This window comes from Streptomyces sp. NPDC044571 (genome assembly GCF_040647115.1).
Taxonomy (GTDB): domain Bacteria; phylum Actinomycetota; class Actinomycetes; order Streptomycetales; family Streptomycetaceae; genus Streptomyces.
The window spans coordinates 22,207-48,129 of sequence record NZ_JBEZBN010000038.1 but is presented as its reverse complement, the minus strand read 5'-3'; the positions used below and the strand labels follow the sequence as shown (position 1 = coordinate 48,129).

Below are 25,923 nucleotides of genomic sequence, written 5' to 3'. Positions count from 1 at the left end.
GGGACATCCGGACATCGAGGGAGAGTTCGTCAAACCCCAACCCCGGTGTGCGGCAAGGTGATAAGAGGACCCGGTGGCGGTATCACATCGGCATGAGCCTCGTGGTCTTCGAGTCGCTGAAGGCGGTCCACTGCGCGCAGTGCCGTCAGGGACCGATGCGTCATCTCGTCCGCGAGGTCGGCGTGCCCCGCTGTCTGGACTGCGCCGACCTCGGACACCTCGTGTACCTGCCGCGCGGGGACGCCGCGCTCTCCCGGCGGGCCCGCGAGGCCAGTTCGCTGTCCGCCGTCGTCGTCCGCTTCAACAAGCGGCGCCGCCGCTACGAACGCCAGGGCATCCTGGTCGAGGAACCGGCCCTGGCCCGCGCGGAGCGCGCCTGCCTCGCGGATGCCGAGGCACGGGCCCGCCGCCGGGAGCGCGACCGGCTGCGCCGCGCGGCCGAGGACGTCCGGTTCACGGCGGCGTTCGCCGCCGAGATACTGCGGCTGTTCCCGGGATGCCCGGCCGAGCGGGCGCAGGCGATCGCGGCCCACGCCTCGGTGCGCGGCAGCGGCCGGGTCGGCCGTACCGCGGCCGGCCGCGCGCTGGACGGGCCGGCGGTGTCGGTGGCGGTCCGGGCTGCCGTACGGCATGTCGACACCGAGTACGACGCCCTGCTGATGGCGGGCGTACCGCGGTTCGCGGCCCGGGCCCGCCTGGCCCCGCAGATCGACGCGGTCCTGGACGCCTGGCGGACACCGCCACCACCGCAGGTGTCCTGCGAGGCCCTACCCGAGGCGGAAGCGGCGGTAGAGCAGCATTCCGCCCAGTAGCAGGGCGCCGCCGCCGGGCAGCAGGTAGCCCACGCCTTCGGCCCCCGTGTGGGCGAGCGCCGGGCCGTGCTGCGGCGGTGCGGCGGGGGTGAGGGGCCGCCCCGCGGCGGCCGGCTGGGACGGGACGGCGGGCCGCGATGACTCGGTGGGCCGGGTCGGCTGGGACGGCTGGGACGGCTTGGGGCTGCTGGGCGTGCCGTTGACGGAGGTGTTGCCCCCGGTTCCGTTGCCGACTCCGACGACGCTGACGGAGTTGCCGCTCACGTTCAGCGGGAGGTCGACCGGGAGCTGGATCCCGTTGCCGGACAGGACGCCCGGCGAATCCTTTCCCCCTGCGGCGGCGTGCGCACCGCCCCCGTTCGCGGTCCCCGGCTTCGCCGGGTGCGAGGGCTCCGAGGACGGCTGGGAGGGCCCCGGTTGCCCGTTGGCACAGCGATTGCCCGCGGCCGGGTTGAGCAAGCCGATCACGCTCACGGTGTTGCCGCACACATTCACCGGCGTGTGCACCGGCAGTTGCACCAGGTTCCCGGACAGCAACCCCGGCGAACGCTCGGCCGCCCCGCCGGCATCCGCGTCGGCATAGGCGAAGCCGCTCACACCCGCGACCACAAGTCCGCCTCCCGCAACCACCGTGGCGATCAAGCCATTCCGACGACTGTGACGCATCAGTTTCCCTGCTTTCCGGAGGAGTGACGGGTGTTGGACCCGCACCGGAACAACGCGGTAAACCCATTCGGGTTATAGAGCCGGTGGGCATTTCACTCCATCGTGTACTGGGTAGGGCCTCCTTCATGAGTGTTCGCCCCTTGCTGCTCCTGGATGTGGACGGCCCCCTCAACCCCTTCCGCTCCCCCCTGGCCGGCCTGCGCGGATACACCAGCCACCGGATGCGCCCGGCCGTCTGGATGTCCCGCCGGCCCCCGGACTCGCGCAGCGCGCAGCGCGGCCTGCACGTCCGCCTCCACCCCGCCCACGGCGCCCGCCTGCTCGCCCTGCCCTACGAACTCGTGTGGGCCACCACATGGATGCACGAGGCCAACACGATGATCGCCCCGCACATCGGACTACCCGCCGATCTTCCCGTCATCGAATGGCCGGAACTCTTCGCGCGTGACCCCGACGGGCTCTCCTGGAAGACCCGCCCCCTCCTGGACTGGGCCGCGGGCCGTCCCTTCGCCTGGGTAGACGACATGATCAGCTCCCGGGACCGCGCGTGGGTCGCCGCCCGCCACCCCGCCCCGGCCCTCCTACTGCGCATCCGCCCCCGCCGGGGACTGCGCCCCCGCGATTTCGATGCCCTCGCCGCATGGGCGGCGCAGCTCAGCCGAGGAGGGCGCTGAGGGGGTCGGCCGACGGGCTGCCCGTGGGCCACCAGTCGTCGGTGCCCGGGCGGGACTCGTAGGCGTACCAGAGGCCGTCGCGGCCCAGCCGGAGCTGGCGGGTGTGGCCGGTGAGGCGGTTGCGGTCGGGTCGGAACGCCCCCAGGGAGGCGGCCAGGAGCGCCGGGCGCGCCCGGTCGAAGGGGCCGGCCGGCGGATCCCACGGCTCCTCAAGCGCGTCGAGTGCGGGCAGCCCGCCCTGGCGCCAGGCCGCTGCGGCCCGCGCCAGGTCGGTGGGGGTGCGGCCGGTGACGCGCGCCAGGTCCCGGTAGAGGGTGCGGGCCGCGCCGGTCAGCCCCGCGGTGGGGTGGGCGGAGGCCAGGCGGACCGCGTCCTGCCAGAGGGTGAGCCCGGCGAAGGGGTCCTCGCCGGTGGTGAGCAGGGCGAGGGCCCGGGCAGCGGCGTCCGTGGCGAGCTGCTCCAGGGCGAGGGGGTCCGGGGCGGCGGGATCGGCCGGGTAGGCGGGCGGGAGGCCGGCCGCGGCCGGCGGGGCGAGCGGCGCCGGCAGCGGGGGCAGCACGCCACGGGCGAGCGCGGCCCGCGCCGGCACGCCGGGAAGGCCGGGTGCCGGCGCGGGCCGCTCGCGGGCCGCATGGGCGGCGCTGCGGCGGGTCAGCTCGTCGAGGAGCTCCCGCTCGCCCCGGCCGCGCAGGAGCAGCACGACGAACGGGTCCTCATCGAGCAGGCGCGCCGCCCGGTAGCAGAGGGCCGCGGCGTGCTTGCACGGCGGACGGCCCGTGTCCGGGCAGGAGCAGCGGGGCAGGAGCTCGCCCGCGCCGGGCATGACGGTACCCGCCAGCGACTGTGGAACCTCCCGCTCCAGCAGCGCGGCCAGAGCCCCGGGGTCGGCCGCCAGTTCCTCCAGGACCTCGCTCCAGACACTGTCGGGGAAGGGGCTCAGCGCCAGCTCCGTCCGGTACGGGCGGGCCCGGCTGCCCCGGACGTACGCGACGATCCGGCCCGGGGTGACCGTGACCGACTCCACGTGGCCCTCGACCGCATACGCCCGCCCCCGCGCGAGGCGGGCCGGGTCGCGGGAGGTCTCCTCCAAGGCCGACACCCAGGCCCGGCCCCACCAGCTGACCGCCTCCACCCCGGCGGGCACGGCGTCGAAGGTCCGGCGGCGGTCGTCCCGCGCGGTGATCATGCTGGCCTCCGCAGCGCGACGAGGTCGGCCAGCTCGCGGTCGGTCAGCTCGGTCAGCGCCGCCTCGCCCGAACCGAGGACGGCGTCGGCCAGGGCACGCTTCGCCTCCAGCATCTCGGCGATCCGGTCCTCCACCGTGCCCTCCGCGATGATCCGGTGGACCTGGACGGGCTGGGTCTGGCCGATGCGGTAGGCGCGGTCGGTGGCCTGTTCCTCGACGGCCGGGTTCCACCAGCGGTCGAAGTGGATGACATGCCCGGCCCGGGTCAGGTTCAGCCCGGTACCCGCCGCCTTCAACGAGAGCAGGAAGACCGGGACTTCACCGGACTGGAAGCGGTCCACGAGCTCCTCCCGGCGCGCGACCGGGGTGCCGCCGTGCAGCAGCTGGTGCGCGATCCCCCGCGCCGACAGGTGCCGCTCGATGATCCGGGCCATCGTCACGTACTGCGTGAAGACCAGGACCGAGCCGTCCTCCGCCAGGATCGTGTCCAGCAGCTCGTCCAGCAGGGCCAGCTTGCCCGAGCGGTGCGGGATCCGGGGCTGCTCCTCCTTCAGGTACTGCGCCGGGTGGTTGCAGATCTGCTTGAGCGAGGCCAGCAGCTTCATGATCATGCCGCGCCGCTCGATGCCCTCGCTCGCCCCGATCACCGCCATCGCCTCGTCCACCGCCGCCTGGTAGAGCGAGGCCTGCTCGCGGGTGAGGGAGACCGGGTGGTCGGTCTCCGTCTTGGGCGGCAGCTCGGGGGCGATACCGGGGTCGGACTTCTTGCGGCGCAGCAGGAACGGCCGCACCAGCGCCGCCAGCCGGGCAACGGCCGCCTCATTGCCACCGTCCTCCTCCTGCTGGTGCTCCACGGGGCGGGCATGGCGGGCCCGGAAGGTGGTGAGCGGTCCCAGCAGACCCGGCGTGGTCCAGTCGAGCAACGCCCACAACTCGGACAGGTTGTTCTCCACCGGGGTGCCCGTCAGCGCCACCCGGGCGGGCGCCGCCAGGGTGCGCAGCGCCTTCGCCGTCGCCGAATGCGGGTTCTTGACGTGCTGCGCCTCGTCGGCGACGACCAGGCCCCAGCTCTGCTCGGCCAGCCGGGCCGCGCTCGCGCGCATCGTCCCGTACGTGGTGAGCACGAAGCCGCCGGCCAGTCCGTCGAGGCTGCGGCCGGCGCCGTGGAAGCGCCGTACCGGCACCCCCGGGGCGAACTTCTCGATCTCCCGCTGCCAGTTGCCCAGCAGCGAGGCCGGGCACACGACGAGGGTCGGCTCGGGGCGGTCCCGGTGCAGGTGCAGCGCGATCAGGGTGACGGTCTTGCCGAGGCCCATGTCGTCGGCGAGGCAGCCTCCGAGGCCGAGCGAGGTCATCAGGTCCAGCCAAGCCAGGCCGCGGGCCTGGTAGTCCCGCAGGGTCGCCTTCAGTCCGGCGGGCTGCGGCAGCGGGGCCAGTTCCCCGGTCAGCCGCTCCCGCAGCGCGGCCAGCGCCCCGACGGGAACCGCCTCGACCGGCTCGCCGTCGACCTCGGCCGTCCCCGTCAGTACGGTGGCCAGCGCGTCCACCGGGTCCAGCAGTCCGAGCTCGCGCTTGCGCGCCTTGCGCACCAGCTCCGGATCGACCCGCACCCACTGGTCGCGCAGGCGCACCACGGGCCGGTGGGCCTGCGCCAGCGCGTCCATCTCCCCCGGGGTGAGCCGGTCGCCGCCGAGCGCGAGCTCCCAGGAGAAGGCGAAGAGCTGGTCGGCGTCGAAGAAGGCGGTGCCGTCGGTGGCCGATCCGGGCGCGGCGGACCGTACGACCGCGGTCGCGGACAGCGTACGGGCCAGCTCGCGCGGCCAGTGGACCGCGACCCCGGCGGCCGCCAGCCGGCTCGCGCCCACGCCCAGCAGCTCTTCGAGCTCCGGGTCCGAGAGGGCGAGGGCATCGGGGACCGGTTGGTCCAGCAGGCGCAGCAGCGGCGGCCAGACGCGGGCGGCCCGGCGCAGCGCGAGGACGGCATCGATCCGGGCGCGCGGGCCGAACCCGGCGGCGGACGCGCCGGCCCACAGCTGCGCGGCGTCGGTGACGAGGGTGGGGTCGGCGAGGCTGTGCACCTGGACCACGGCGGCCCCCGCCCGGCGGGTGTCGCTCTCCCCGGGCTCCTCCGGCGTATCGAAGATCTCGAAGGAGGACAGGTCGAGCCGCAGGGAGATGCCCACCCCGGCGTCGGCGCCGGCCGCGACCTGCGCGGCCCAGGCCTCCATCGCGCGGACCTGCTGCGGCTCCGCGGCCGCGAACGGCCTCCCGGCGGCCACGGGCGCGGCCGGGGTCCGGGGCAGTATGTCGGCGACGGCGTCGAGGAACGCCCGCACCAGAGCCTCCGGTTCGGGCAACTGAAGCGGGCGCCGTCCGGGCAGTGGGACCGCATGCCCCTCGGGCGGGAGGGCGGCGGCGACCGCCCGGAGGTGGCCGATGTCCTCGGCGTCGAGCGGACCGGCCCGCCAGGCGTCGACCCCGTCGGCGGTGAGACCGGGGAGCATCCGGCCGCGCGCCACGAGACCGAGGGCCTGCACGGCGGCCGTGCCCCAGGCCCGGGCCGCCGGATGCGCGGCGGGGCTGCGCGGGGCGCGGGCGAGCAGCGGCAGGGCGGCCCCGAGGGGCAGGGTCACGGCGGGAACGGTACGGGTGCGGACACCGGTGCCGTGGGGGCGGACCACGGTGAGCGGTGTGGGCGTCCCGGTGTCGGGCAGGGCGTCGCCGTCGGGGGCCCAGAAGGCGATACGGGCCTCGCGGGGGACGGGGGCGGGGAGGAACACGGCGGCATGCCGCAGCAGGGCGGCTGCCGGCGCCTCGGCCTGCGCTGCCATGGTGTCCCCCTCTCCTGGTGCTGTCCGGGTGCCCCACCCGACGGATCTGCTCTGCCGCCGAGTCTAGGCGGCCTCACTGACACCGCTCCCGGCCTGGGCCTTTGCCGGAATCGGAGCCCGCCGTGCGGGGCGTGGCCCGCCGTGCAGCCGCCCGGGTGGTGCAGCGGTGGCAGCATGGGTAGGAGGGCGTAGGACGATGACGGCGAGGCGATGGTCATGCGTTCCGGAAACGAGCCGGTGACGGCACGCAGCCCGCTGCGGCTGCGGTTCTGGCTGAGCCTGTGGGGACTGGTCTGGGCTGCCGCGGGCACGGCCGCCTTCTCGATGGTCGGCCGCCCCGGCTGGGCTGCCGCCTGCGGGGTGGTCGCGGTGCTCGCGGCCATCGACCTGATGGTGGTGGTGCACCACATCCACCAGGGCCCGCACTACCAGCCCGGCCCCGACATCCCGCCGTACGAGCCGCCCAGACACTGAGGGAACGCGCCGTACAGCCGCCGTGGCCGGCCCGTCCCGGACGAGCCGCCCAGCCACCGACGGCCACGGCCCGCCCTGTACAGCCGCCCACCGCCGGGGCATCGAGGGCCTCGGCCGAGGCCTACTCCTCGAAGCGGGCCGCCGCCAGGTAGTCCGGCTGGGGGTCCAGCGCCGCGGCGAGGCGGAAGTGCTTGCGGGCCTGAGCGGGACGGCCCGCGCGTTCATGGGTGCGGGCCAGCGCGAAGTGCGCGAACGCGTTGTCCGGCTCCCGCTCCAGCACGAGCTCGAACTCCAGCGCCGCCGGACGCAGTTGGGCCGACGCGAAGAAGGCCCGGGCGCGCAGCAGCCGGGCCGCGGTGTTCTCCGGGTGGGCGGCTATGACCGAGTCGAGCAGTTTCACTGCACCGCGCGGGTCCCGCGCGGCCAGCAGCTGCTCGGCGGCCCGGTAGTCGATGACGTGCGTCTCCGGGGACGCGCCGGACGGCGAAGGCTGCGGCGCCGGCTGCGGCGTGGTGTCGGACACGGTCTGTTCCTTCCCTCTCCCCGCGCGTTCAACGCCGACCGCCCCGCCCGCATTCCGACGGGCCCGGCCCGGCCGCCGACCGGGACCGGCCGGTCCGCCGGTCAGGCCCCGTTTCCGGCGGCCGCCCGTGCGGCGAGTTCCTCCCAGACGTCGCGCACCTGCGGCTCCAGCGCCGCCAGCGGCCCGTCGTTGTCGATCACCAGCGTGGCCACCGCCAGCCGCTGCTCACGCGTGGCCTGCGCGGCCATCCGGGCCCGCGCCTCCTCCTCGGCCATCCCGCGCAGCCCGGTCAGCCTGGCCAGCTGCGTCTGCGGCGCCGCGTCCACCACGACCACCAGGTCGTACAGCGGCGCCAGGCCGTTCTCCGCGAGCAGCGGTACGTCGTGCACCACGATCGCCTCGGGCCCCGCGACAGCCTCCAGCTCGGCCGACCGGGCGCCGACCAGCGGGTGCACGATCGCGTTGAGGGTCTGGAGCTTCGCCTGGTCGGCGAAGACGATCGATCCGAGCTTGGGCCGGTCCAGCCCGCCCTCGGGGGTCAGGACGGACTCCCCGAAGGCCGCGACGATCGCCGCGAGCCCCGGTGTCCCGGGCTCGACGACCTCCCGCGCGATGCGGTCGGCGTCCACGACGACCGCCCCGTACCCCGCCAGCAGCCGCGATACCTCGCTCTTGCCGGCGCCGATTCCGCCTGTCAGGCCCACCTTCAGCATGCCCAGCAGCCTAGACCCCGCGCCCCCGCCGCCGTACGGCACCCCGCACGGCGTCGCCGGCGCGGCTCCGCGCCCCCATGGTCAGCCCTCGCCCTCGCGCTCCGCGAGGAACCGCTCGAACTCGCGGCCGATCTCGTCCGCCGACGGGATCTCCGCCGGCTCGGCGATCATGTTCCCCCGGGTTTCGGCCCCGGCCGCCGCGTCGTACTGGTGTTCAAGACCTTGGACCAGGGCGACCAGCTCCTCGTCCCCTTCGCGGATCTGCCGGTCGATCTCCGTCTGCGTGCGGTGCGCCTCGGTCCGCAGGGCGTGCGCCACGGCCGGCAGGACCAGCCCGGTCGCCGCCGTGATCGCCTCCAGCACGGTCAGCGCGGCGTCCGGGTACGGGGAGCGGGCCACGTAGTGCGGTACGTGGGCGGCGACGCCCAGCACGTCGTGCCCGGCCTGGCCGAGGCGGAACTCGACCAGCGATTCGGCACTGCCCGGTACCTGCGCCTCGTCGAACGGGCTGCGGTGGCCCGGCATCAGGTCGATGCGGTTGCCGTGCGGGGTGATGCCCACGGGCCGGGTGTGCGGGACTCCCATCGGGATGCCGTGGAAGTTGACCGAGAGCCGCACGCCGAGCCGCTCGACGATCTGCCGGACGGCGGCTGCGAAGCGCTCCCACTCCACGTCCGGCTCGGGGCCGGACAGCAGCAGGAAGGGCGCACCCGTGGCGTCCTGCACGAGGCGGACCTCCAGCCGGGGCTCCTCGAACTCGGTCCAGTGGTCGCGCTGGAAGGTCAGCAGCGGGCGCCGGGCCCGGTAGTCGACCAGCCGGTCGGCGTCGAAACGGGCGACGACCTGGTGCGGCAGCGTGTCGAGCAACCGCTCGACGATCTGCTCACCGGCCTCACCCGCGTCGATGTATCCCTCGAAGTGGTAGAGCATGACCAGCCCGGCCGAGTCCTGGGCCAACGCCAGGTCCGCCACCGCCAGGCCCTTGGCATCCCATTCGTACAAACCTCGTGGATCAAGCACCGCCACCACTCCTCCTCGCCGCCTTCCCTGCCAAGAACGTCCAAGAGGGCTACACCATTCCCCAGTTGGCCCTTTCACAGGAACGCAACAGGCCACCGGCCGCCCATGCCCGGACAAACCGGGCGCCGGGACGGGCCGCGCGCCGGACCGGCCGCGCGCCGGACCGGCGACCGCAGCCCGGCCCGCCTTGCACAGCGGCGCGCCCCGCCCGCCCCGAACAGCAGTAAGGCCCGCCCCCCAGAGGGGACGGGCCTTACCTTTCAGCTCAGCTCACACCGCAGCGCGGTGCGTGCGTCGTGCTGCGATCAGCTCTGGCCGCCGGCCAGCTTCTCGCGCAGCGCCGCCAGGGCCTCGTCGGAGGCCAGGGCGCCCGAGGTCTCGTCCGACTCCGAGGAGTAGGAGCCACCCGAGATGCTCGCACCGGCGTTGCCACCGGCGGCCGGGGCGGCAGCGCCCTCGGCGGCAGCGGCCTCGTCGGCCTCGCGGCTCTTGATGACCTGAGCCTGGTGCTGCTCGAAGCGGACCTGCGCCTCGGCGTACTGGCGCTCCCAGGTCTCGCGCTGGGTCTCGTAGCCCTCAAGCCAGTCGTTGGTCTCGGGGTCGAAGCCCTCGGGGTAGATGTAGTTGCCCTGGTCGTCGTAGGACGCGGCCATGCCGTACAGGGTCGGGTCGAACTCGACCGACGCCGGGTCGGCACCGAAGGACTCGTTGGCCTGCTTCAGCGACAGCGAGATCCGGCGACGCTCAAGGTCGATGTCGATGACCTTGACGAAGATCTCGTCGTTGACCTGGACGACCTGCTCCGGGATCTCCACGTGGCGCTCGGCCAGCTCGGAGATGTGGACCAGGCCCTCGATGCCCTCGTCCACGCGGACGAACGCACCGAACGGAACCAGCTTGGTGACCTTACCCGGGACGACCTGACCGATCTGGTGGGTCCGGGCGAACTGCTGCCACGGGTCCTCCTGCGTCGCCTTCAGCGACAGGGAGACGCGCTCGCGGTCCATGTCCACGTCGAGAACCTCGACGGTGACCTCCTGGCCGACCTCGACGACCTCGGACGGGTGGTCGATGTGCTTCCAGGACAGCTCGGAGACGTGCACGAGACCGTCGACGCCACCCAGGTCCACGAAGGCACCGAAGTTGACGATCGAGGAGACGACGCCGGAGCGGACCTGACCCTTCTGCAGGGTGGTGAGGAACGTCTGGCGGACCTCGGACTGGGTCTGCTCCAGCCAGGCGCGGCGGGACAGGACCACGTTGTTGCGGTTCTTGTCCAGCTCGATGATCTTCGCCTCAAGCTCCTTGCCCACGTAGGGCTGGAGGTCGCGGACGCGACGCATCTCGACGAGGGAGGCCGGCAGGAAGCCACGGAGGCCGATGTCGAGGATGAGACCACCCTTGACGACCTCGATGACGGTACCGGTGACGATGCCGTCCTCTTCCTTGATCTTCTCGATCGTGCCCCAGGCACGCTCGTACTGAGCGCGCTTCTTGGACAGGATCAGACGGCCTTCCTTGTCCTCCTTCTGGAGAACCAGGGCCTCGATCTCGTCGCCGACCTTGACGACCTCGTTCGGGTCGACGTCGTGCTTGATCGAGAGCTCGCGGCTCGGGATCACGCCTTCGGTCTTGTAACCGATGTCGAGCAGGACCTCGTCCCGGTCGACCTTCACGATGACGCCGTCGACGATGTCGCCGTCGTTGAAGTACTTGATCGTCTCGTCGATCGCGGCGAGGAAGGCTTCCTCGTTACCGATGTCGTTGACCGCTACCTGCGGAGTGGTAGAGGTGGTCTCGGTGCTGCTCGTCATGTGGGAAAGGGCTCCGGTTACGGACAGAAAGTCGTAGGTACTGCTACGCCGGGAGCCCTTATCGGCATCTGCCGAAGAAGCCGGACAGCCAAGGAAGCCCCAGATTCCGCCGAAGGCGGCAAGGGCCTCGAAAACCGAGGGGTCATCAACAGATGCAAGCGCAGCCTGCTAGGTCTGAGGAGCACAGGCTCGCAGCGCAACTTGTAGCATACGGGGGCAGCCGGACACGGTCAATGCGCGAAGGCGCACACCCCGGGCGGATCACCGCATAACCGGCACAATTCGTGGGCGGGAGCACGCCGGTGGCCTTCTGCCTCCGGCCGGAAAGTTCCGCGGAGACACGGCCGCGCACACCACTCACGACGCATCCGAAGACACGTCCGAAGACATCCGCAGACTACGACGACGGGCCCCATGAACCAAGAGGACTACGCCCCCGAAGACGCGTACCAGGCCGCCGCCGGCGCCGAGGACGACGCCGAGGCCACGCGCCGTGACGCCGACGAAGCGGAGAGCAGCCGGGCGAGCCGCAGCTGGTGGGACCGCAACGCCGACGACTACCAGAGCGAGCACGGGGCCTTCCTCGGCGACGACCGCTTCGTATGGGGCCCCGAGGGCCTCGACGAGGCGGAGGCCGCCCTGCTCGGCCCGGCGGCCTCCCTCAAGGGCAAGACCGTCCTGGAGATCGGCGCCGGCGCCGCCCAGTGCTCGCGCTGGCTGGCCGCCCAGGGCGCCCGCCCGGTGGCCCTGGACCTCTCCCACCGCCAGCTCCAGCACGCCCTGCGCATCGGCGAGGACGTCCCGCTGGTGGAGGCCGACGCCGGACGGCTGCCCTTCCGCGACGGCTCCTTCGACCTGGCCTGCTCCGCCTACGGCGCCGTCCCCTTCGTCGCCGACCCCATCAACGTGATGCGCGAGGTGCACCGCGTCCTGCGCCCCGGCGGCCGCTGGGTCTTCTCCGTCACCCACCCCGTGCGCTGGGCCTTCCCCGACGAGCCCGGCCCCGAGGGGCTGTCCGTGTCCGCCTCCTATTTCGACCGCACCCCGTACGTGGAGCAGGACGAGCAGGGGCGCGCGGTGTACGTCGAGCACCACCGCACCCTCGGCGACCGGGTCCGCGACGTGGTGGCGGGCGGCTTCCGCCTGCTCGACCTGGTCGAGCCGGAATGGCCCGAATGGAACAGCCAGGAGTGGGGCGGCTGGTCCCCGCTGCGCGGCAACCTGATCCCCGGCACCGCGATCTTCGTCTGCGAACGACCCGAGGACTGACCCCTTGATCCGTACGGCTGCCCTCGACTCCCTCCCCGTACGCGAGGCCGTGCCCGCGCTCGTCTCGGCGCTGGACGGGCACGGCGCCGCTGTGCTCTGTGCCCCGCCCGGCACCGGCAAGACCACGCTGGTGCCGCTGGTGCTGGCCGGGCTGGCCGGGCCGGCCGGCGGCGGGCCGCGGCGCCGGGTCGTGGTGGCCGAGCCCCGCCGGATCGCGGCCCGGGCCGCGGCGCGCCGGATGGCCTGGCTGCTGGGCGAGCCGGTCGGCGGGTCCGTGGGCTTCACCGTGCGCGGGGAGCGGGTGGCCGGCCCCGGGACGGTGGTGGAAGTGGTCACCACCGGCGTGCTGCTCCAGCGCCTCCAGCGGGACCAGGAGCTGGCCGGCGTCGACGTGGTCGTCCTGGACGAGTGCCACGAGCGGCACCTCGACGCCGACACCGTCGCCGCCTTCCTCCTGGACGTACGCGAGACCCTGCGCCCGGAGCTGCGCCTGGTGGCCGCTTCGGCGACGACGGACGCGGCCGGGTGGGCGCGGCTGCTGGGCGGCGCACCGGTGGTGGAGGCCGCGGGGGTCTCGTATCCCGTGGAGACGGTCTGGGCGCCTCCGGCCCGGCCGGTGCGGCCCCCGCACGGGATGCGGGTGGACCCGGCGCAGCTGGCGCACGTGGCCTCGGTGGTGCGGCGGGCACTGGCGGAACGTTCCGGCGACGTCCTGTGCTTCCTGCCCGGCGTCGGGGAGATCTCCCGGGTCGCCGGGCAGCTGGGGCCGGTCGAGGCGGAGGTGCTCCAGGTCCACGGCCGGGCCCCGGCGTCCGTGCAGGAGGCCGTGCTGACGGCGGCCGCGCACCGCCGGGTGATCCTGGCGACGGCGGTCGCGGAGTCCAGCCTGACCGTGCCCGGCGTACGGGTGGTCGTGGACTGCGGGCTGGCCCGGGAACCCCGGGTCGACCACGCGCGGGGCCTGGGCTCCCTCGCGACCGTACGGGCGTCCCGCGCGACGGCCCGGCAGCGGGCCGGACGGGCCGGACGCGAGGCGCCGGGGACGGTGTACCGCTGCTGGTCCGACGCCGAGGACTCCCGGCTGACTCCCTACCCGCCGCCGGAGATCCGGACCGCGGACCTGGCGGCGTTCGCGCTCCAGACCGCCTGCTGGGGCGACCCCGACGCGTCCGGGCTGGCCCTGCTGGACCCGCCGCCCGCCGGGGCGATGGCCGCAGCGCGGGAGGTCCTGGCGGCGGTCGGCGCCGTGGACGGCGAGGGCCGCGCCACCCCGCGGGGCGTCGCCATGTCCCGGCTCGGGCTGCATCCGCGGCTGGCCAGGGCCCTGCTCGACGGAACCCCGGCCCTCGGCGCCCGGCGGGCGGCCGAGGTGGTGGCCCTGCTGAGCGAGGAGCCGCCGCGGGAGTACGGCGACGACCTGGCCGCGGCCTGGCGTTCGGCCCGCCGGGGCGCCGACGGCTACGCCGCGCGCTGGCGCGCGGAGGCCTCCCGCCTGGCGCGTGCCGCGGGGGCGGATTCCGCTGCGCGGAGCCTGCCCGCCACCCGGCCCGGTCCCGACGCCGGGGGCCGCCCGGACCCGGCCGGCGCGGACGCCGCCCCGGGAGCGTCCGGGTCTCCGCCCCGGGAGCGGGGTCTTCGGGCGGAGCCCCGCTTTTCCGGAAAGGGCGGGGCGGGGGACGACTCCCTCCCCGACGACGGCGCCGTCGGACTCGTCGCGGCCCTGGCGTTTCCCGAGCGGGTGGCGAGAGCCAAGGGCGAGGGGGCCTTCCTCATGGCCTCCGGGACTGCGGCCCAGCTCTCCGAAGGCTCGCGGCTGCGCCACGCTCCCTGGCTGGCCGTCGCCGCCGCCGACCGCACCCCGCATTCCGCCTCCGCGCGGGTGCGGCTGGGCGCCGTCATCGACGAGGACACCGCCCGCGGCGCAGCCGGCCACCTCCTCGCCGCCGGAGAAGAGGTGTGCTGGGAGGACGGGGACGTCCTCGCCCGCACGGTGGAACGGCTCGGGGCGATAGAACTCGCCGTACGCCCCCTGCGCGGCCCCGACCCCGCACTGGTCCGGGCCGCCCTGCTCGACGGCCTGCGCACCGAGGGGCTCGGCCTGCTGCGCTGGTCCGCGGACGCGGAAGGCCTCCGGGCCCGGCTCGGCTTCCTGCACCGCACGCTCGGCGGCGCCTGGCCCGACGTACAGGACGACGACGTTCTGCTGGACCGCGCCGACGACTGGCTGGAGCCCGAGCTCTCCCGGGCCCGGCGCCGGGCCGACCTCGGGCGGATCGACGCCGGGCAGGCGCTGCAGCGGCTGCTGCCCTGGGCCACCGGCGAGGCGGCCCGCCTCGACGAGCTGGCCCCGGAGCGGATCGAGGTGCCCAGCGGTTCCCGGATCCGGGTCGACTACTCCGCCGAGCACGGGCAGCCCGTCCTCGCCGTGAAACTGCAGGAGCTGTTCGGGCTCGCCGCGACCCCCCGGGTCGCGGGCGTTCCCGTACTCGTCCACCTGCTGTCACCGGCCGGGCGGCCCGCCGCCGTGACCGCCGACCTCGCCTCCTTCTGGCGGGACGGCTACCGCGCCGTCCGCGCCGAGCTGCGCGGGCGCTATCCCAAGCACCCCTGGCCGCAGGACCCGGCCACCGCGGAGCCCACCCGCCACACCAACGCCCGCCTCAGGCGGTGAGCTCCTCGTCGGCGCGGCGGCCGCGCGCCTCCAGCCACAGCGCGAGCCCGAACAGTGCGAGCCCGCCCGCCGCCAGCCCGAGCGGGGCGTACGTGTGCAGCGCGAGGACCTTCACCCGGTTCGAGGCGACGAGCTCGCGCGTGTACTTCGCGTAGTCGTCCCTCATCTTCACGTGCCCCGCGAAGACGGTGAGCCTGCCGTCGGGGGCCCCGGCCGCGATGCCGCCGCGCATCTCCTGCTCGATGACCTGCTCGGCGTTGACGGGGGCCCCGGTCACCGGGTCGACCCAGAACATCGCCTTCGTCTTGTACCAGAGGCTGGTGCCGGTGCTCTGCTCGAAGGTCGCCGGGTCGATGCCCTCGATCGGCATCTTCTTCGGCAGGGAGACCTTGGTCCAGGGCACGGTCTGCTCGTAGTAGTACACGTCCAGCCCGTGGAAGGTGCGCGGGCCGACGTAGTGGATGGGCGAGGAGGTGCGGGTCTGCGCGTCGAAGTAGAGGTAGTCGCGCGGCTCGGTGAAGAAAGGCCACTTGAACTCGATGCCCTCGCGCCTGACCGGGTCCCCGTCGACCGCCTCGCCGGTGGCGTGCACGGGTTCCTGGGTGTGGGCGTCGAAGATGTAGCGCTCGGGGATCTGGGAGACCATCTTGCCGTCCGGGCCCATGATGTGGGTGAGGGTGTCCCACACGACGACGTCCTTGCCGGCGCTCGCCTCGATCTCCTCGGAGGCCTCGACGTCGCCCTTCAGGGTCTGGACGATCGTGACCTTGTCGACCTTCTTGGGCTCCATGCCGGCGGTGTAGTCGAGGAGGGTGGCGTCCTTCGCCTCCAGGACCACCTCCTGGTACTGGTTCGGCGGGATCTTGGCGAGCCGGGGGTACGCGTACCAGCGCAGCAGTGGGGCGAGGGCTGCGCAGAAGACCGCCAGGGCCAGCAGGACGAGGCTCACTCTGCGTCGCACGGCCGGGCCTCCCTACTCCTGTCCGGGCGCGGTGGGCGCGGTGGTGAGCAGCGGCCTGGGCGAGGTCTTGCCTTCCGGCACTCCGAACGCCGTGACGGCGAACACGAGGGCCAGCGCGGCGGCAAGCCCGACGGCGGCGGCGGCGAGTGCGCGCATGGCAGGGCCCTCCGGGATCTGATGGGGTGTCAGGGAGGAGGCACCGTAGCAATGCGCGAGCGAGATGAGAACCGTTCGACTACGGGCTTTGCGTACGGCTCGGCGACGGTGGCGGCGACGGTGGCGGCGGCTGCCTCTGCGTCTGCGTCGGGCCGGGGGACGCGGGCGGGCTCGGCCGGGTGCTCGGGGCCGGACTGGGGGTCGGCCGGGGGGACGGCGTAGGCGTCGGCCCGGCCGTACCGCTCGGTGAGGGTGAGGGCGGAGCCGTGGGCGTCGGGCTCGGCGTCGGCGTCGGCGTCGGCGAGGGCGTGGTCCTGCATCGGCCCGACCGCCCGGTCGTAGACCGCGTCGCCGTCGTACGCCCCGCCGTCGGTGTCCTTGACGGTCGCGAAGCCGCGGCCGTCGAGTACGGGCCCGCGGATCGGCCGGAGCGTGGTGCCCGCGGCGTCGACCCGGCCGCCGGCCGCCTGATCGGACTCCACCTTGCCGATCGCCGCGAGGAGTTGCCGGCGCAGCCCGCAGTGCGGGTCGGACGCCCCCACGCGCTGCTCCGCCTGCCGGTACGCCGCCAGCACGGTCGCCGGTATGCCCTGGGCTCCCGCTTCGGCGCCGCCTATGGCGACGGGCTCGTTGCGCGGCCCGGGGTCGGGCGCAGCGGTGGCCGGCGGCTCGGGGCCGGTTGCGGGCGGGAGTTCGGCGGACCAGGCGGTGTCCCCGCCCGCGCCCGGTGGCGGCGGGGGCGGCGGCGCGGCCTGTGCGAGGCCTTCCACGTCGGCTGCCGAGGGCCTTACTCCGGGGGGACCTTGGGAACCGGCCACCGCCGCAGCCAGGAGTCCGCAGACGAGGGCGCCGGCCTGGCCCCTGCGCGGCCTGCGTCCGAATCGAGCCGTCCGAGCCGACATGAGCCGGACCCCTTCCCCTCGAAGTCCGCGTGACCCTACGTCAACTCCCTTCACGCCACCACGGATCGTCGCCCGGGTTTCACGAGGTCCTCACGCCGTGCGCAGCTCACGCATACTGGCTGCTCCGCGCCAGACTCCAGGAGAGGTGCCATGCCGTTCACGCTCAGCCATGCGGCTGCCGTCCTGCCGGCCGTCCGCCGGACAGGCCGCGCACGGGGGCCGCTGGTCGCCTCGGCGCTCGTCCTCGGCTCGTTCGCGCCCGACACGTTCTACTTCGCGGACGCCGTGGTCGAGGGCGTCATGCCGTACGGCGATTTCACGCACTCGCTGCCCGGCGTGTTCACCGCGGACGCCGTGCTCACCGCCGCCCTCACGGCGTGCTGGCTGCTGCTGCGCGAGCCGCTGACCGCGCTGCTGCCCCGCCCCTGGCGGGGGCGTGTGCACGCCGCCGTGCGGGGCGAGCGGTGGCGGCAGGAACGCCGGCCGGCCCCGCTGGCCCTCTGGTTCTACCTCTCGGCGGTCCTCGGCTCGCTCACGCACGTCCTGTGGGACAGCTTCACGCACATGGACCGGTGGGGTACGAACGCGCTGCCCTGGCTCGGTGAGCCGATCGCCTTCGGCTTTCCGCCCTACACCTTCCTCCAGTACGGATCTTCGGCGGTGGCGGCCGGCGTCCTGCTCTGGTTCACGGTGACCGCCCTGCGCCGCCTGCCCGCCTCCCCGCTCCCGGCGTCCGTGCCGGTGCTGGGCCGCGGGGAGATGCTGTGCGGGGCCGCCCTGGTCGTGGTGTGCGGGGCGGCCGGCGTGACGATGCGCGTCCTGCGCTTCTTCACCTTCTTCGACCGGATCCGCACGCCGCTCGACATCATCCCGACCGTCTGCTTCGGCGCGGGCGGCGGACTCGCCGTGGGCCTGCTGCTGTACGGGGTCCTCGTACGCCTCCGGCACCGCCCGCTCCAGGACCGCGACCGGGACGACGACGGGGACCGGTCCCGCGACGAGACGCGAACGCCCGTCCCCACCGCATAGCGGGGACGGGCGCCGCCCGGGCCGTGCCCGGGATCAGTGCGCGGCGGACTCCCAGTCGGGGCCCACACCCACGGAGACGTCCAGCGGGGCGCGCAGCTCGACGGCCGCGCCCATCTCGCGGCGCACGAGCTCCTCCACCTGCTTGCGCTCGCCGGGGGCGATCTCCAGCACGATTTCGTCGTGGACCTGGAGCAGCATCCGCGACTTCAGGCCGGCCCCGGTGATCGCCCGGTCCACGCGCAGCATCGCCACCTTCACGATGTCGGCGGCGGTGCCCTGGATCGGGGCGTTCAGCGCCATCCGCTCGGCGGCCTCGCGGCGCTGGCGGTTGTCGCTGCCCAGGTCCGGCAGGTACCGGCGGCGGCCGAAGATCGTCGCCGTGTAGCCGGTGGCGCGGGCCTCCTCCACCACCCGCCCCAGGTAGTCCCGGACCCCGCCGAACCGCTCGAAGAAGGTCTCCATCAGCCCGCGCGCCTCGGCGGGCTCGATGCCGAGCTGCTGGGAGAGGCCGAAGGCGGAGAGCCCGTACGCAAGTCCGTACGACATCGCCTTGATCTTGCGGCGCATCTCGGGGTCGACCCGGTCGCGCTCCACCGCGAACACCTGGGAGGCAACCGTGGTGTGGAGGTCCTCACCGGACAGGAACGCCTCGATCAGGCCCGCGTCCTCGGAGAGGTGGGCCATCACCCGCAGCTCGATCTGGCTGTAGTCGGCGGTCATCAGGGACTCGAAGCCCTCGCCGACGACGAAACCGCGGCGGATGGCACGGCCCTCGTCGGTGCGCACCGGCACGTTCTGCAGGTTGGGGTCGGTGGAGGACAGCCGGCCGGTCGCGGCGACGGTCTGGCTGAAGCTGGTGTGCACCCGGCCGTCGGCGGCGATCGTCTTGACCAGGCCCTCGACGGTGACCCGCAGCTTGGCCTGCTCCCGGTGCCGCAGCATGATCACGGGCAGTTCGTGGTCGGTCTGGGTGGCCAGCCAGGCCAGCGCGTCCGCGTCCGTGGTGTAGCCGGTCTTGGTCTTCTTCGTCTTCGGCAGGTCCAGCTCGCCGAAGAACACCTCCTGGAGCTGCTTGGGCGACCCGAGGTTGAACTCGTGGCCGACCGCCGCGTGCGCCTCCTTCACCGCCTGCTGCACCGCGCCCGCGAACTGCTGCTCCATCGCCTCCAGGTGATCGCGGTCGGCGGCGATGCCGGCCCGCTCCATCCGGGCGAGCAGCTCGGAGGTCGGCAGCTCCATGTCGTGGAGCAGCTCGACGGCGCCCACCTCGGCGAGCTTGCCGGTGAAGGCCTCGCCGAGGTCGAGGACGGCACGGGCCTGCGCCATCAGCGCCTCCGCCTCGGCCGTCTCGTCGGCGCCGAAGGCGAGCTGCCCGTCGGCCGCAGGCGGCGCCAGCTCCCGGTGCAGGTACTCGTTGGACAGCGCGTCCAGGGCGAAGGAGCGCCGGCCCGGCTTGACCAGGTAGGCGGCGAGCGCGGTGTCCATGGTGACCCCGGCCAGGGTCCAGCCGTGCTCGGGGAAGACCCGCATCAGGCCCTTGGCGTGGTGCACCACCTTGGGCCTGGCCGGGTCGGCGGCCCACGCGGCGAACGCCCGCTCGTCGGCCTCGTCCAGCGCCGACGGCTCGAACCAGGCGGCGGCCCCGTCGGCAGCGGCCAGGCCGATCTCGCTGATGCTGCCCTGGCCCAGCGCCCAGCTGTCGACCGTGGAAATGCCGAGCGGGCCCTGCCCGTGGCGCTCCAGCCACGGGGCCACCTCGCCCGTGCCGAGCACGCTCCCGTCCAGCTCCACACCCGGCGCCGGAGCCGGGGCCTGCTCCTCGCCCGCACCCGGGTCCACACCGAGGAGCCGCTCGCGCAGAGAGGCGTTGCGGATCTCCAGGACGTCCAGCACACCCGTCACCGCGGACCGGTCGTACGGCAGGCGGGCCAGGTCGCCCGGCGCCTTGGGCAGCTCGACGTCCCGCACCATCTCGGTCAGGACCCGGTTCAGCTTCACGGCCTCCAGGTGGTCGCGCAGGTTCTGCCCGACCTTGCCCTTGACCTCCTCCACCCGCTCCACCAGCTGCGCGAACGACCCGAACTGGGTGATCCACTTGGCGGCGGTCTTCTCACCGACACCGGGGATGCCCGGCAGGTTGTCGGACGGGTCCCCGCGCAGCGCCGCGAAGTCCGGGTACTGCTGCGGGGTCAGCCCGTACTTCTCCTCGACCTTCTCCGGGGTGAAACGGGTCAGCTCGGAGACCCCCTTGGTGGGGTACAGCACGGTGGTGTGCTCGGAGACCAGCTGGAACGAGTCCCGGTCACCGGTGACGATCAGCACCTCGAAGCCCAGGGCCTCGGCCTGCGTGGCCAGCGTCGCGATCACGTCGTCGGCCTCGTAGCCGTCGATCGCGAACCGCGGCACGTTCATCGCGTCGAGCAGCTCACCGATCAGCTCGACCTGCCCCTTGAACTCGTCGGGAGTCTTCGAGCGGTTCGCCTTGTACTCGGGGAACTCCGTCGAACGCCACGTCTTGCGCGAGACGTCGAACGCCACCGCGAAATGCGTGGGCACCTCGTCGCGCAGCGTGTTCGCCAGCATCGACGCGAAACCGTAGATGGCGTTGGTCGGCTGCCCCGTCGCGGTCGTGAAGTTCTCCGCGGGCAGCGCGAAGAACGCCCGGTACGCCAGGGAGTGCCCGTCCATGAGCATCAGGCGGGGGCGGTCCGCTGCGGTCGTCTGGTCGGTCTTCTTCGATGCGTTCTCTGCCACGCCCCCGATCCTAGGCGGCCCCACCGACAATTCCCCCCGTCGGCGATGTCGGCGGTCCGTGGCAGGATCGGAGCCGCACCACCGCCCGCGCGGCTCCCTCCGCCGCGCTGCTCGACTGCTCAAAGGGGAGCGACATGGCCACCAAGCCGCCCGCAGGTGATCCCGTACAGGACGCGCCGCAGGTCGCGCCCCCTCAGCACGCCGCGGCCGGCCTGCCCGCCATCGGGCACACCCTGAAGATCGCCCAGCAGCAGATGGGCCTCGCCCGCACCGCCCGCACCCTCCTCAAGGTCAACCAGAAGGACGGCTTCGACTGCCCCGGCTGCGCCTGGCCCGAAGGTGACAAGCGGCACACCGCCGAATTCTGCGAGAACGGCGCCAAGGCCGTCGCCGAGGAAGCCACCCTGCGCCGGGTCACCCCCGCCTTCTTCGCCGCCCACCCCGTGGCCGACCTCGCCGAACGCTCCGGCTACTGGCTGGGCCAGCAGGGCCGCATCACCGAGCCCGTGCTCCTGCAGGAAGGCGCCGACCGGTACGAGGCGGTCACCTGGCAGCGCGCCTTCGAGATCATCGCCGAGGAGCTGAACGCCCTCGACTCCCCCGACCAGGCCCTCTTCTACACCTCGGGCCGCACCAGCAACGAGGCCGCGTTCCTCTTCCAGCTCTTCGCCCGCGAGTTCGGCACCAACAACCTGCCCGACTGCTCCAACATGTGCCACGAGTCCTCCGGCTCCGCGCTGAACGAGACCATCGGCATCGGCAAGGGCAGCGTCTCCCTCGAAGACCTCCACCAGGCCGACCTGATCATCGTCGCCGGGCAGAACCCGGGCACCAACCACCCCCGCATGCTGTCCGCCCTGGAGAAGGCCAAGTCCGCCGGAGCGCAGATCATCTCGGTCAATCCGCTGCCCGAGGCCGGCCTGGAGCGGTTCAAGAACCCGCAGACCCCCCTCGGCATGCTCAAGGGCACCGCCCTGACCGACCTCTTCCTCCAGATCCGCATCGGCGGCGACCAGGCCCTCTTCCGCCTCCTCAACAAACTCGTGATCGAGACGGACGGCGCCGTCGACGAGGACTTCATCCGCGAGCACACCCACGGCTACGAGGAGTTCACCGCCGCCGCCCGGCAGGCCGACTGGGACGACACCCTGAAGGCGACCGGCCTGACCCGCCCCGAGATCGAACGCGCCCTCGCCATGATCCTGGCCTCGCAGCGCACCATCGTCTGCTGGGCCATGGGCCTCACCCAGCACAAGCACGCCGTCGCCACCATCCGCGAGGTCGTCAACCTCCTGCTGCTGCGCGGCAACATCGGCCGCCCCGGCGCCGGCGTCTGCCCCGTCCGCGGCCACTCCAACGTCCAGGGCGACCGCACCATGGGGATCTTCGAGCGCCCCGCGCCCGCCTTCCTCGACGCCCTCGACAAGGAATTCGGCATCACCTCGCCCCGCCACCACGGATACGACGTCGTCCGCTCCATCCGGGCCCTGCGCGACGGCGAGGCCAAGGTCCTCTTCGCCATGGGCGGCAACTTCGTCGGCGCCACCCCCGACACCGAGGTCACCGAGGCCGCGATCCGCAAGGCCTCCCTCACCGTCCACGTCTCCACCAAACTCAACCGCTCCCACGCGGTCACCGGACGGCGCGCCCTGATCCTGCCCACCCTCGGCCGCACCGACAAGGACGTCCAGGCCGGCGGCCGGCAGTTCGTGACCGTCGAGGACTCCATGGGCATGGTCCACTCCTCCCGCGGCAACCTCACCCCCGCCTCCCCGCACCTGCTCTCCGAGCCCGCGATCGTCGCCCGCATGGCCCGCGCCGTCCTCGGCACGGCCTCCGCCACCCCGTGGGAGGAGTTCGAGAAGGACTACGCCGCCATCCGCGACCGCATCTCCCGCGTGGTCCCCGGCTTCGAGGACTTCAACGCCCGCGCGGCCCGCCCCGACGGCTTCCGCCTCCCGCACGCCCCCCGCGACGAGCGCCGCTTCCCCACGAAGACCGGCAAGGCGAACTTCACCGCCGCACCCGTGGAGTACCCCGAGCTCCCGGCCGGCCGGCTGCTGCTCCAGACCCTGCGCAGCCACGACCAGTACAACACCACCATCTACGGCCTCGACGACCGCTACCGCGGGATCACCGGCGGCCGCCGCGTCGTCATGGTCCACCCCGAGGACGCCGCCGAGCTCGGACTCGCCGACGGCTCCTACACGGACCTCGTCAGCGAGTGGAAGGACGGCGTCGAGCGGCGCGCCCCCGGCTTCCGCGTCGTCCACTACCCGACCGCCCGCGGCTGCGCCGCCGCCTACTACCCCGAGACCAATGTGCTCGTCCCGCTGGACTCCACCGCGGACACCAGCAACACCCCCGCCAGCAAGTCCGTCGTCGTGCGCTTCGAACCGGCCTGATAGAACGGCCTCACGACAAGATGGTTAACGATCGTTGACGAAGGAGCCCGGCCATGGGCGAGCAGCACGCTGTGAAGTTCCCGCAGGAAGTCCTCGACGAGTACGCGGCCCTGGGCATCGACCTGCCCGCCCTCTTCTCCGCGGGCGACCTCGGCGAGCGGATGGACATCCGCATCCTGGAGGCCTCCGCGGAGCGGGTCGTCGCCACCATGCCGGTCAAGGGCAACACCCAGCCGTACGGACTGCTGCACGGCGGCGCCTCCGCGGTCCTGGCCGAAACCCTCGGCTCGGTCGGCGCGATGATGCACGGCGGCATCAACAAGATCGCCGTCGGCGTGGACCTGAACTGCACCCACCACCGCGGCGTCCGCTCCGGCACCGTCACGGGCGTCGCCACCCCCGTCCACCGCGGCCGCTCCACCGCCACCTACGAGGTCGTCATCAGCGACGAGCAGGACCGCCGCGTGTGCACCGCCCGCCTGACCTGCCTGCTGCGCGACGCGAGCCCGGCCACCGAAGCCTGACCCGCACCGCCCCCGCAGGCCCGTACCACGCCCCCACAGGGACGGATACGGGCCTGCGGCCTTCCCTCCCGCCGCCGGCCCCGCCCCCGCCCCGCACGCCCCGCACCCGCCCGGAATCCGCCAGTCCGCACCCATTGCGCCGACGCCTGTTGTGTCACCGAAGGTGACGGCCTACCTTCCCTACATGGGGATCCAGCCACGCACAGCGGCCCGGTACGGCGCCGCCGCCCTCCTGGCGGCCCTCACCCTGTCCGGTTGCTCCACTCCCGCCCCACCTGCACCGCAGCACCCGACAACGCCCGCAGCGGGCCCTTCCTCACCGGCGCAGATCTGCACAAGCCTGGTGTCCTACTGGGCCAAGGAGACCCTCAAGGGCAGCACCTGGGCCGGTCTGGACTGGGAGCAGAAGGGCCTGTCCAACGCGCAGTACGCAATTCACGAGGACGCGGTCGCAGCCGGCCGGGCCGAAGAGCGAACTGCCGGACGTGACAGGGCACTTGAGCTGATCGACCGGTTCGTGGCGCAGCGCTGCGCCGAGCAGGGCGGGGCCACCTGGAGCTCGGAGAACTGGCGCCCGCCGAGCCCGAGCGGCTGACCGGAATCCCGTGCGCGCTGTCCGGCTTCCGGTCACCCGCCCGCGTACGGCACAACCCCAGGTCGGACGCCCTTTCGCCCTGCCGCCCGTGATCCGTTCACGCCAAGTGGATCAAGGCCCGTCATTACCGTCAGTAATGCTCACGCCCTACAGAATCCCCTTTTTCCCTGCCCGAATGCCACCGCCCGGATTCTTTCGGACACAGTCAGCGACATTCGGCCGCCATGGATCAATGACAGGACCATGAGGCCCTCAAGCCCCTTAAAGGAGCGGGTAATTCTCACGATGCGGACGATCTCCGAAGTCGCCAAACGCCCGATCTGTCCACACTCCCACCACGCATTCTTGGCCTTGGCATAACAAGACAGTCACATCCTCCTTTCCCCGCTCCCCGCACTCGCCCCCTCGGCCTAGAGTCACGGCCAGTCACCGCGCCGCAGGGCGCGACCAGCACGGCCGTGGACATCCCAGTGCGGCCCGGCGACCCAACGGCACCTCAGATGAGGAGGCCGCGCCAGGGAAAGGAAGAATCGTGCGACACCGTTCTCTGCTCGTCCTCACCACCGTGATCACCACGGGAGCACTGACCCTCACCGCATGCGGATCGCGCGACGAGGCGAAGACCGGAGACAAGGCCGACGGCTCCAAGACCGTCGTCGTCATCGGCGTGGACGCCCCCCTCACCGGATCGCTCTCCGCGCTCGGCCAGGGAATCAAGAACTCCGTCGACCTCGCGGCCAAGACGGCCAACAAGAACAACGAGGTCCCGGGCATCGAATTCAAGGTCGAAGCCCTCGACGACCAGGCCGTCCCCGCCTCCGGCCAGGCCAACGCCACCAAGCTCGTCGGCAACAAGGACGTCATCGGCGTCGTCGGCCCGCTCAACTCCGGCGTCTCCCAGTCCATGCAGGGCGTCTTCGCCGCCGCCAACCTGGCCCAGGTCTCCCCCGCCAACACCAACCCCTCACTCAGCCAGGGTGACAACTGGGGCAAGGGCGAGCCCAAGCGCCCCTTCAAGACCTACTTCCGCACCGCCGCCACCGACGTCGTCCAGGGCAAGTTCGCCGCCCAGTACCTCTTCAAGGACGCCGGCAAGAAAAAGGTCTTCGTCGTCGACGACAAGCAGACCTACGGCGCCGGCCTCGCCGCGATCTTCTCCGACGAGTTCAAGAAGCTCGGCGGCGAGGTCGTCGGCACCGACCACGTCACCGTGAAGGAGACCGACTTCTCCTCCACCGCCGACAAGGTCAAGTCCTCCGGCGCCGACTCCGTCTACTTCGGCGGCCAGTACCCCGAGGGCGGCCTCCTCGCCGACCAGGTCAAGAAGACCGGCGCCAACATCCCGCTCATGGGCGGCGACGGCATCCAGGACCCCGCCTTCATCACCGCCTCCGGCGAAGCCAACGAAGGCGACCTCTCCACCTCCATCGGCTACCCCGTCGAGAAGCTGCCCACCGCCAAGACCTTCATCGCCGACTACCAGGCAGCCGGCTACAAGGACCCCTACGCGGCCTACGGCGGCTACTCCTACGACGCCGGCTGGGCCGTCATCCAGGCCGTCAAGACCGCCGTCGCCGCCAACGGCGGCAAGCTGCCCACCGACGCCCGCGCCAAGGTCGTCGAGGCCCTCGCCAAGGTCTCCTTCGACGGCGTCACCGGCAAGGTCGCCTTCGACGAGTTCGGCGACACCACCAACAAGCAGCTCACGGTCTACAAGGTCGAGGGCGGCAAGTGGATCGACGTCAAGAGCGACACCTTCAACCAGTAATCCCCAGCTCGCTCTGGACCCGCACCACACGCTGCACCTGGTCACGCAGCGTCTGATCACCAAATGAACCACGCCGCGGGGGGGGGGGGGGGGGGGGCCCGCCGCCGCGGGGGAAGCGCACCACAAAACGGCGGACCGCGGGGGGCGGACAACAGCGCCACAAGCGCACCACCCCT

Annotated in this window: 21 protein-coding genes; 10 read left to right on the top strand and 11 right to left on the bottom strand. The window is 73.0% G+C overall.

What is annotated here, in order from left to right; translation table 11 throughout:
* Positions 1-92: 92 nt before the first annotated feature.
* Entirely contained in the window at positions 93-812 is a 720-nt protein-coding gene (locus tag AB0B01_RS20940; RefSeq protein WP_361720987.1) for a DUF2293 domain-containing protein, read from the top strand.
* On the opposite strand, the gene AB0B01_RS20935 is transcribed toward AB0B01_RS20940, so the two are convergent.
* The gene (locus tag AB0B01_RS20935; protein WP_361720985.1) at positions 768-1,409 is read right to left on the bottom strand and encodes a chaplin family protein; all 642 of its coding nucleotides are present in this window, start codon (positions 1,407-1,409) and stop codon (positions 768-770) included. The two genes, AB0B01_RS20940 and AB0B01_RS20935, sit on opposite strands and share 45 nt — an antisense overlap.
* Positions 1,410-1,603: 194 nt before the next feature.
* Between AB0B01_RS20935 and AB0B01_RS20930 the strand changes: the two genes are divergently transcribed.
* A complete protein-coding gene (locus AB0B01_RS20930; protein ID WP_361720982.1) occupies positions 1,604-2,152 on the top strand; it encodes an HAD domain-containing protein in 549 nt (182 codons plus the stop codon).
* On the opposite strand, the gene AB0B01_RS20925 is transcribed toward AB0B01_RS20930, so the two are convergent.
* Entirely contained in the window at positions 2,133-3,338 is a 1,206-nt protein-coding gene (locus AB0B01_RS20925; protein WP_361720979.1) for an SWIM zinc finger family protein, read from the bottom strand. The genes AB0B01_RS20930 and AB0B01_RS20925 overlap by 20 nt on opposite strands.
* Positions 3,335-6,169, bottom strand: a complete 2,835-nt coding sequence (locus tag AB0B01_RS20920) for a DEAD/DEAH box helicase (protein WP_361720976.1) — start codon at positions 6,167-6,169, stop codon at positions 3,335-3,337. Before AB0B01_RS20920 ends, AB0B01_RS20925 begins: the two co-directional genes overlap by 4 nt.
* 216 nt (positions 6,170-6,385) lie before the next feature.
* Here AB0B01_RS20920 and AB0B01_RS20915 point away from each other — a divergent pair, with 216 nt between their 5' ends.
* Positions 6,386-6,643: a DUF6343 family protein gene (locus AB0B01_RS20915; protein ID WP_361720973.1), complete on the top strand. Its 258-nt coding sequence runs from the start codon at positions 6,386-6,388 to the stop codon at positions 6,641-6,643.
* Positions 6,644-6,764: 121 nt separating this feature from the next.
* Here the strand turns inward: AB0B01_RS20915 and AB0B01_RS20910 are convergent, their stop codons facing one another.
* The 4 genes from AB0B01_RS20910 to rpsA form a co-directional block, all read right to left on the bottom strand.
* The gene (locus tag AB0B01_RS20910) at positions 6,765-7,166 is read right to left on the bottom strand and encodes a tetratricopeptide repeat protein (protein WP_356849030.1); all 402 of its coding nucleotides are present in this window, start codon (positions 7,164-7,166) and stop codon (positions 6,765-6,767) included.
* A 101-nt stretch (positions 7,167-7,267) separates the two neighbouring features.
* Positions 7,268-7,879: a dephospho-CoA kinase gene (gene coaE / locus AB0B01_RS20905; RefSeq protein ID WP_361720969.1), complete on the bottom strand. Its 612-nt coding sequence runs from the start codon at positions 7,877-7,879 to the stop codon at positions 7,268-7,270.
* A gap of 81 nt (positions 7,880-7,960) precedes the next feature.
* The gene (locus AB0B01_RS20900) at positions 7,961-8,899 is read right to left on the bottom strand and encodes a PAC2 family protein (protein WP_361720966.1); all 939 of its coding nucleotides are present in this window, start codon (positions 8,897-8,899) and stop codon (positions 7,961-7,963) included.
* A 305-nt stretch (positions 8,900-9,204) separates the two neighbouring features.
* Complete coding sequence (gene rpsA, locus AB0B01_RS20895) at positions 9,205-10,713, bottom strand: 30S ribosomal protein S1 (RefSeq protein WP_361720963.1); 1,509 nt, start codon at positions 10,711-10,713, stop codon at positions 9,205-9,207.
* A 414-nt stretch (positions 10,714-11,127) separates the two neighbouring features.
* On the opposite strand from rpsA, the gene AB0B01_RS20890 reads away from it, so the two are divergent.
* Positions 11,128-11,982: a class I SAM-dependent methyltransferase gene (locus AB0B01_RS20890; RefSeq protein ID WP_361720960.1), complete on the top strand. Its 855-nt coding sequence runs from the start codon at positions 11,128-11,130 to the stop codon at positions 11,980-11,982.
* Positions 11,983-11,986: 4 nt separating this feature from the next.
* Positions 11,987-14,653 (top strand): ATP-dependent helicase C-terminal domain-containing protein, encoded by a 2,667-nt coding sequence (locus tag AB0B01_RS20885; RefSeq protein WP_361720957.1) that lies wholly within the window; start codon positions 11,987-11,989, stop codon positions 14,651-14,653.
* On the opposite strand, the gene AB0B01_RS20880 is transcribed toward AB0B01_RS20885, so the two are convergent.
* From AB0B01_RS20880 to AB0B01_RS20870, 3 genes are read right to left on the bottom strand one after another with little or no spacing between them, the layout of a single operon-like run.
* Complete coding sequence (locus AB0B01_RS20880) at positions 14,643-15,614, bottom strand: DUF3068 domain-containing protein (RefSeq protein ID WP_361720954.1); 972 nt, start codon at positions 15,612-15,614, stop codon at positions 14,643-14,645. The two genes, AB0B01_RS20885 and AB0B01_RS20880, sit on opposite strands and share 11 nt — an antisense overlap.
* Before the next feature lie 12 nt (positions 15,615-15,626).
* On the bottom strand, positions 15,627-15,770 hold the full coding sequence (locus AB0B01_RS20875) for an SPW_0924 family protein (RefSeq protein WP_361720951.1): 144 nt from the start codon (positions 15,768-15,770) through the stop codon (positions 15,627-15,629).
* 29 nt (positions 15,771-15,799) lie between these two features.
* On the bottom strand, positions 15,800-16,540 hold the full coding sequence (locus tag AB0B01_RS20870; protein WP_361720948.1) for a hypothetical protein: 741 nt from the start codon (positions 16,538-16,540) through the stop codon (positions 15,800-15,802).
* Positions 16,541-16,822: 282 nt separating this feature from the next.
* Here AB0B01_RS20870 and AB0B01_RS20865 point away from each other — a divergent pair, with 282 nt between their 5' ends.
* Entirely contained in the window at positions 16,823-17,701 is an 879-nt protein-coding gene (locus AB0B01_RS20865) for a DUF4184 family protein (RefSeq protein ID WP_361720945.1), read from the top strand.
* Positions 17,702-17,734: 33 nt separating this feature from the next.
* On the opposite strand, the gene polA is transcribed toward AB0B01_RS20865, so the two are convergent.
* Positions 17,735-20,455 carry a DNA polymerase I gene (gene polA / locus AB0B01_RS20860; RefSeq protein WP_361720942.1) on the bottom strand — a complete coding sequence of 907 codons (2,721 nt, stop codon included), beginning with the start codon at positions 20,453-20,455 and terminating at the stop codon, positions 17,735-17,737.
* Between the two features lie 134 nt (positions 20,456-20,589).
* Between polA and AB0B01_RS20855 the strand changes: the two genes are divergently transcribed.
* From AB0B01_RS20855 to AB0B01_RS20840, 4 genes are all read left to right on the top strand, one after another.
* The gene (locus AB0B01_RS20855) at positions 20,590-22,860 is read left to right on the top strand and encodes an FdhF/YdeP family oxidoreductase (protein WP_361720939.1); all 2,271 of its coding nucleotides are present in this window, start codon (positions 20,590-20,592) and stop codon (positions 22,858-22,860) included.
* A 53-nt stretch (positions 22,861-22,913) separates the two neighbouring features.
* Positions 22,914-23,384, top strand: a complete 471-nt coding sequence (locus AB0B01_RS20850; RefSeq protein WP_361720936.1) for a hotdog fold thioesterase — start codon at positions 22,914-22,916, stop codon at positions 23,382-23,384.
* A gap of 184 nt (positions 23,385-23,568) precedes the next feature.
* A complete protein-coding gene (locus tag AB0B01_RS20845) occupies positions 23,569-23,979 on the top strand; it encodes a hypothetical protein (protein ID WP_361720933.1) in 411 nt (136 codons plus the stop codon).
* A gap of 532 nt (positions 23,980-24,511) precedes the next feature.
* Positions 24,512-25,747: a branched-chain amino acid ABC transporter substrate-binding protein gene (locus tag AB0B01_RS20840; protein ID WP_361720931.1), complete on the top strand. Its 1,236-nt coding sequence runs from the start codon at positions 24,512-24,514 to the stop codon at positions 25,745-25,747.
* The last annotated feature ends 176 nt before the right edge of the window (positions 25,748-25,923 follow it).

Excerpts from the sequence above, each read along its gene's own strand:
- AB0B01_RS20940 (WP_361720987.1), top strand. The coding sequence starts at position 93 with ATGAGCCTCGTGGTCTTCGAGTCGCTGAAGGCGGTCCACTGCGCGCAG.
- AB0B01_RS20850 (WP_361720936.1), top strand. The coding sequence starts at position 22,914 with ATGGGCGAGCAGCACGCTGTGAAGTTCCCGCAGGAAGTCCTCGACGAG.
- AB0B01_RS20865 (WP_361720945.1), top strand. The coding sequence starts at position 16,823 with ATGCCGTTCACGCTCAGCCATGCGGCTGCCGTCCTGCCGGCCGTCCGC.
- AB0B01_RS20875 (WP_361720951.1), bottom strand. The coding sequence starts at position 15,770 with ATGCGCGCACTCGCCGCCGCCGCCGTCGGGCTTGCCGCCGCGCTGGCC.
- AB0B01_RS20930 (WP_361720982.1), top strand. The coding sequence starts at position 1,604 with ATGAGTGTTCGCCCCTTGCTGCTCCTGGATGTGGACGGCCCCCTCAAC.
- AB0B01_RS20890 (WP_361720960.1), top strand. The coding sequence starts at position 11,128 with ATGAACCAAGAGGACTACGCCCCCGAAGACGCGTACCAGGCCGCCGCC.
- rpsA (WP_361720963.1), bottom strand. The coding sequence starts at position 10,713 with ATGACGAGCAGCACCGAGACCACCTCTACCACTCCGCAGGTAGCGGTC.
- AB0B01_RS20925 (WP_361720979.1), bottom strand. The coding sequence starts at position 3,338 with ATGATCACCGCGCGGGACGACCGCCGCCGGACCTTCGACGCCGTGCCC.
- coaE (WP_361720969.1), bottom strand. The coding sequence starts at position 7,879 with ATGCTGAAGGTGGGCCTGACAGGCGGAATCGGCGCCGGCAAGAGCGAG.
- AB0B01_RS20920 (WP_361720976.1), bottom strand. The coding sequence starts at position 6,169 with ATGGCAGCGCAGGCCGAGGCGCCGGCAGCCGCCCTGCTGCGGCATGCC.
- AB0B01_RS20915 (WP_361720973.1), top strand. The coding sequence starts at position 6,386 with ATGCGTTCCGGAAACGAGCCGGTGACGGCACGCAGCCCGCTGCGGCTG.
- AB0B01_RS20855 (WP_361720939.1), top strand. The coding sequence starts at position 20,590 with ATGGCCACCAAGCCGCCCGCAGGTGATCCCGTACAGGACGCGCCGCAG.
- AB0B01_RS20845 (WP_361720933.1), top strand. The coding sequence starts at position 23,569 with ATGGGGATCCAGCCACGCACAGCGGCCCGGTACGGCGCCGCCGCCCTC.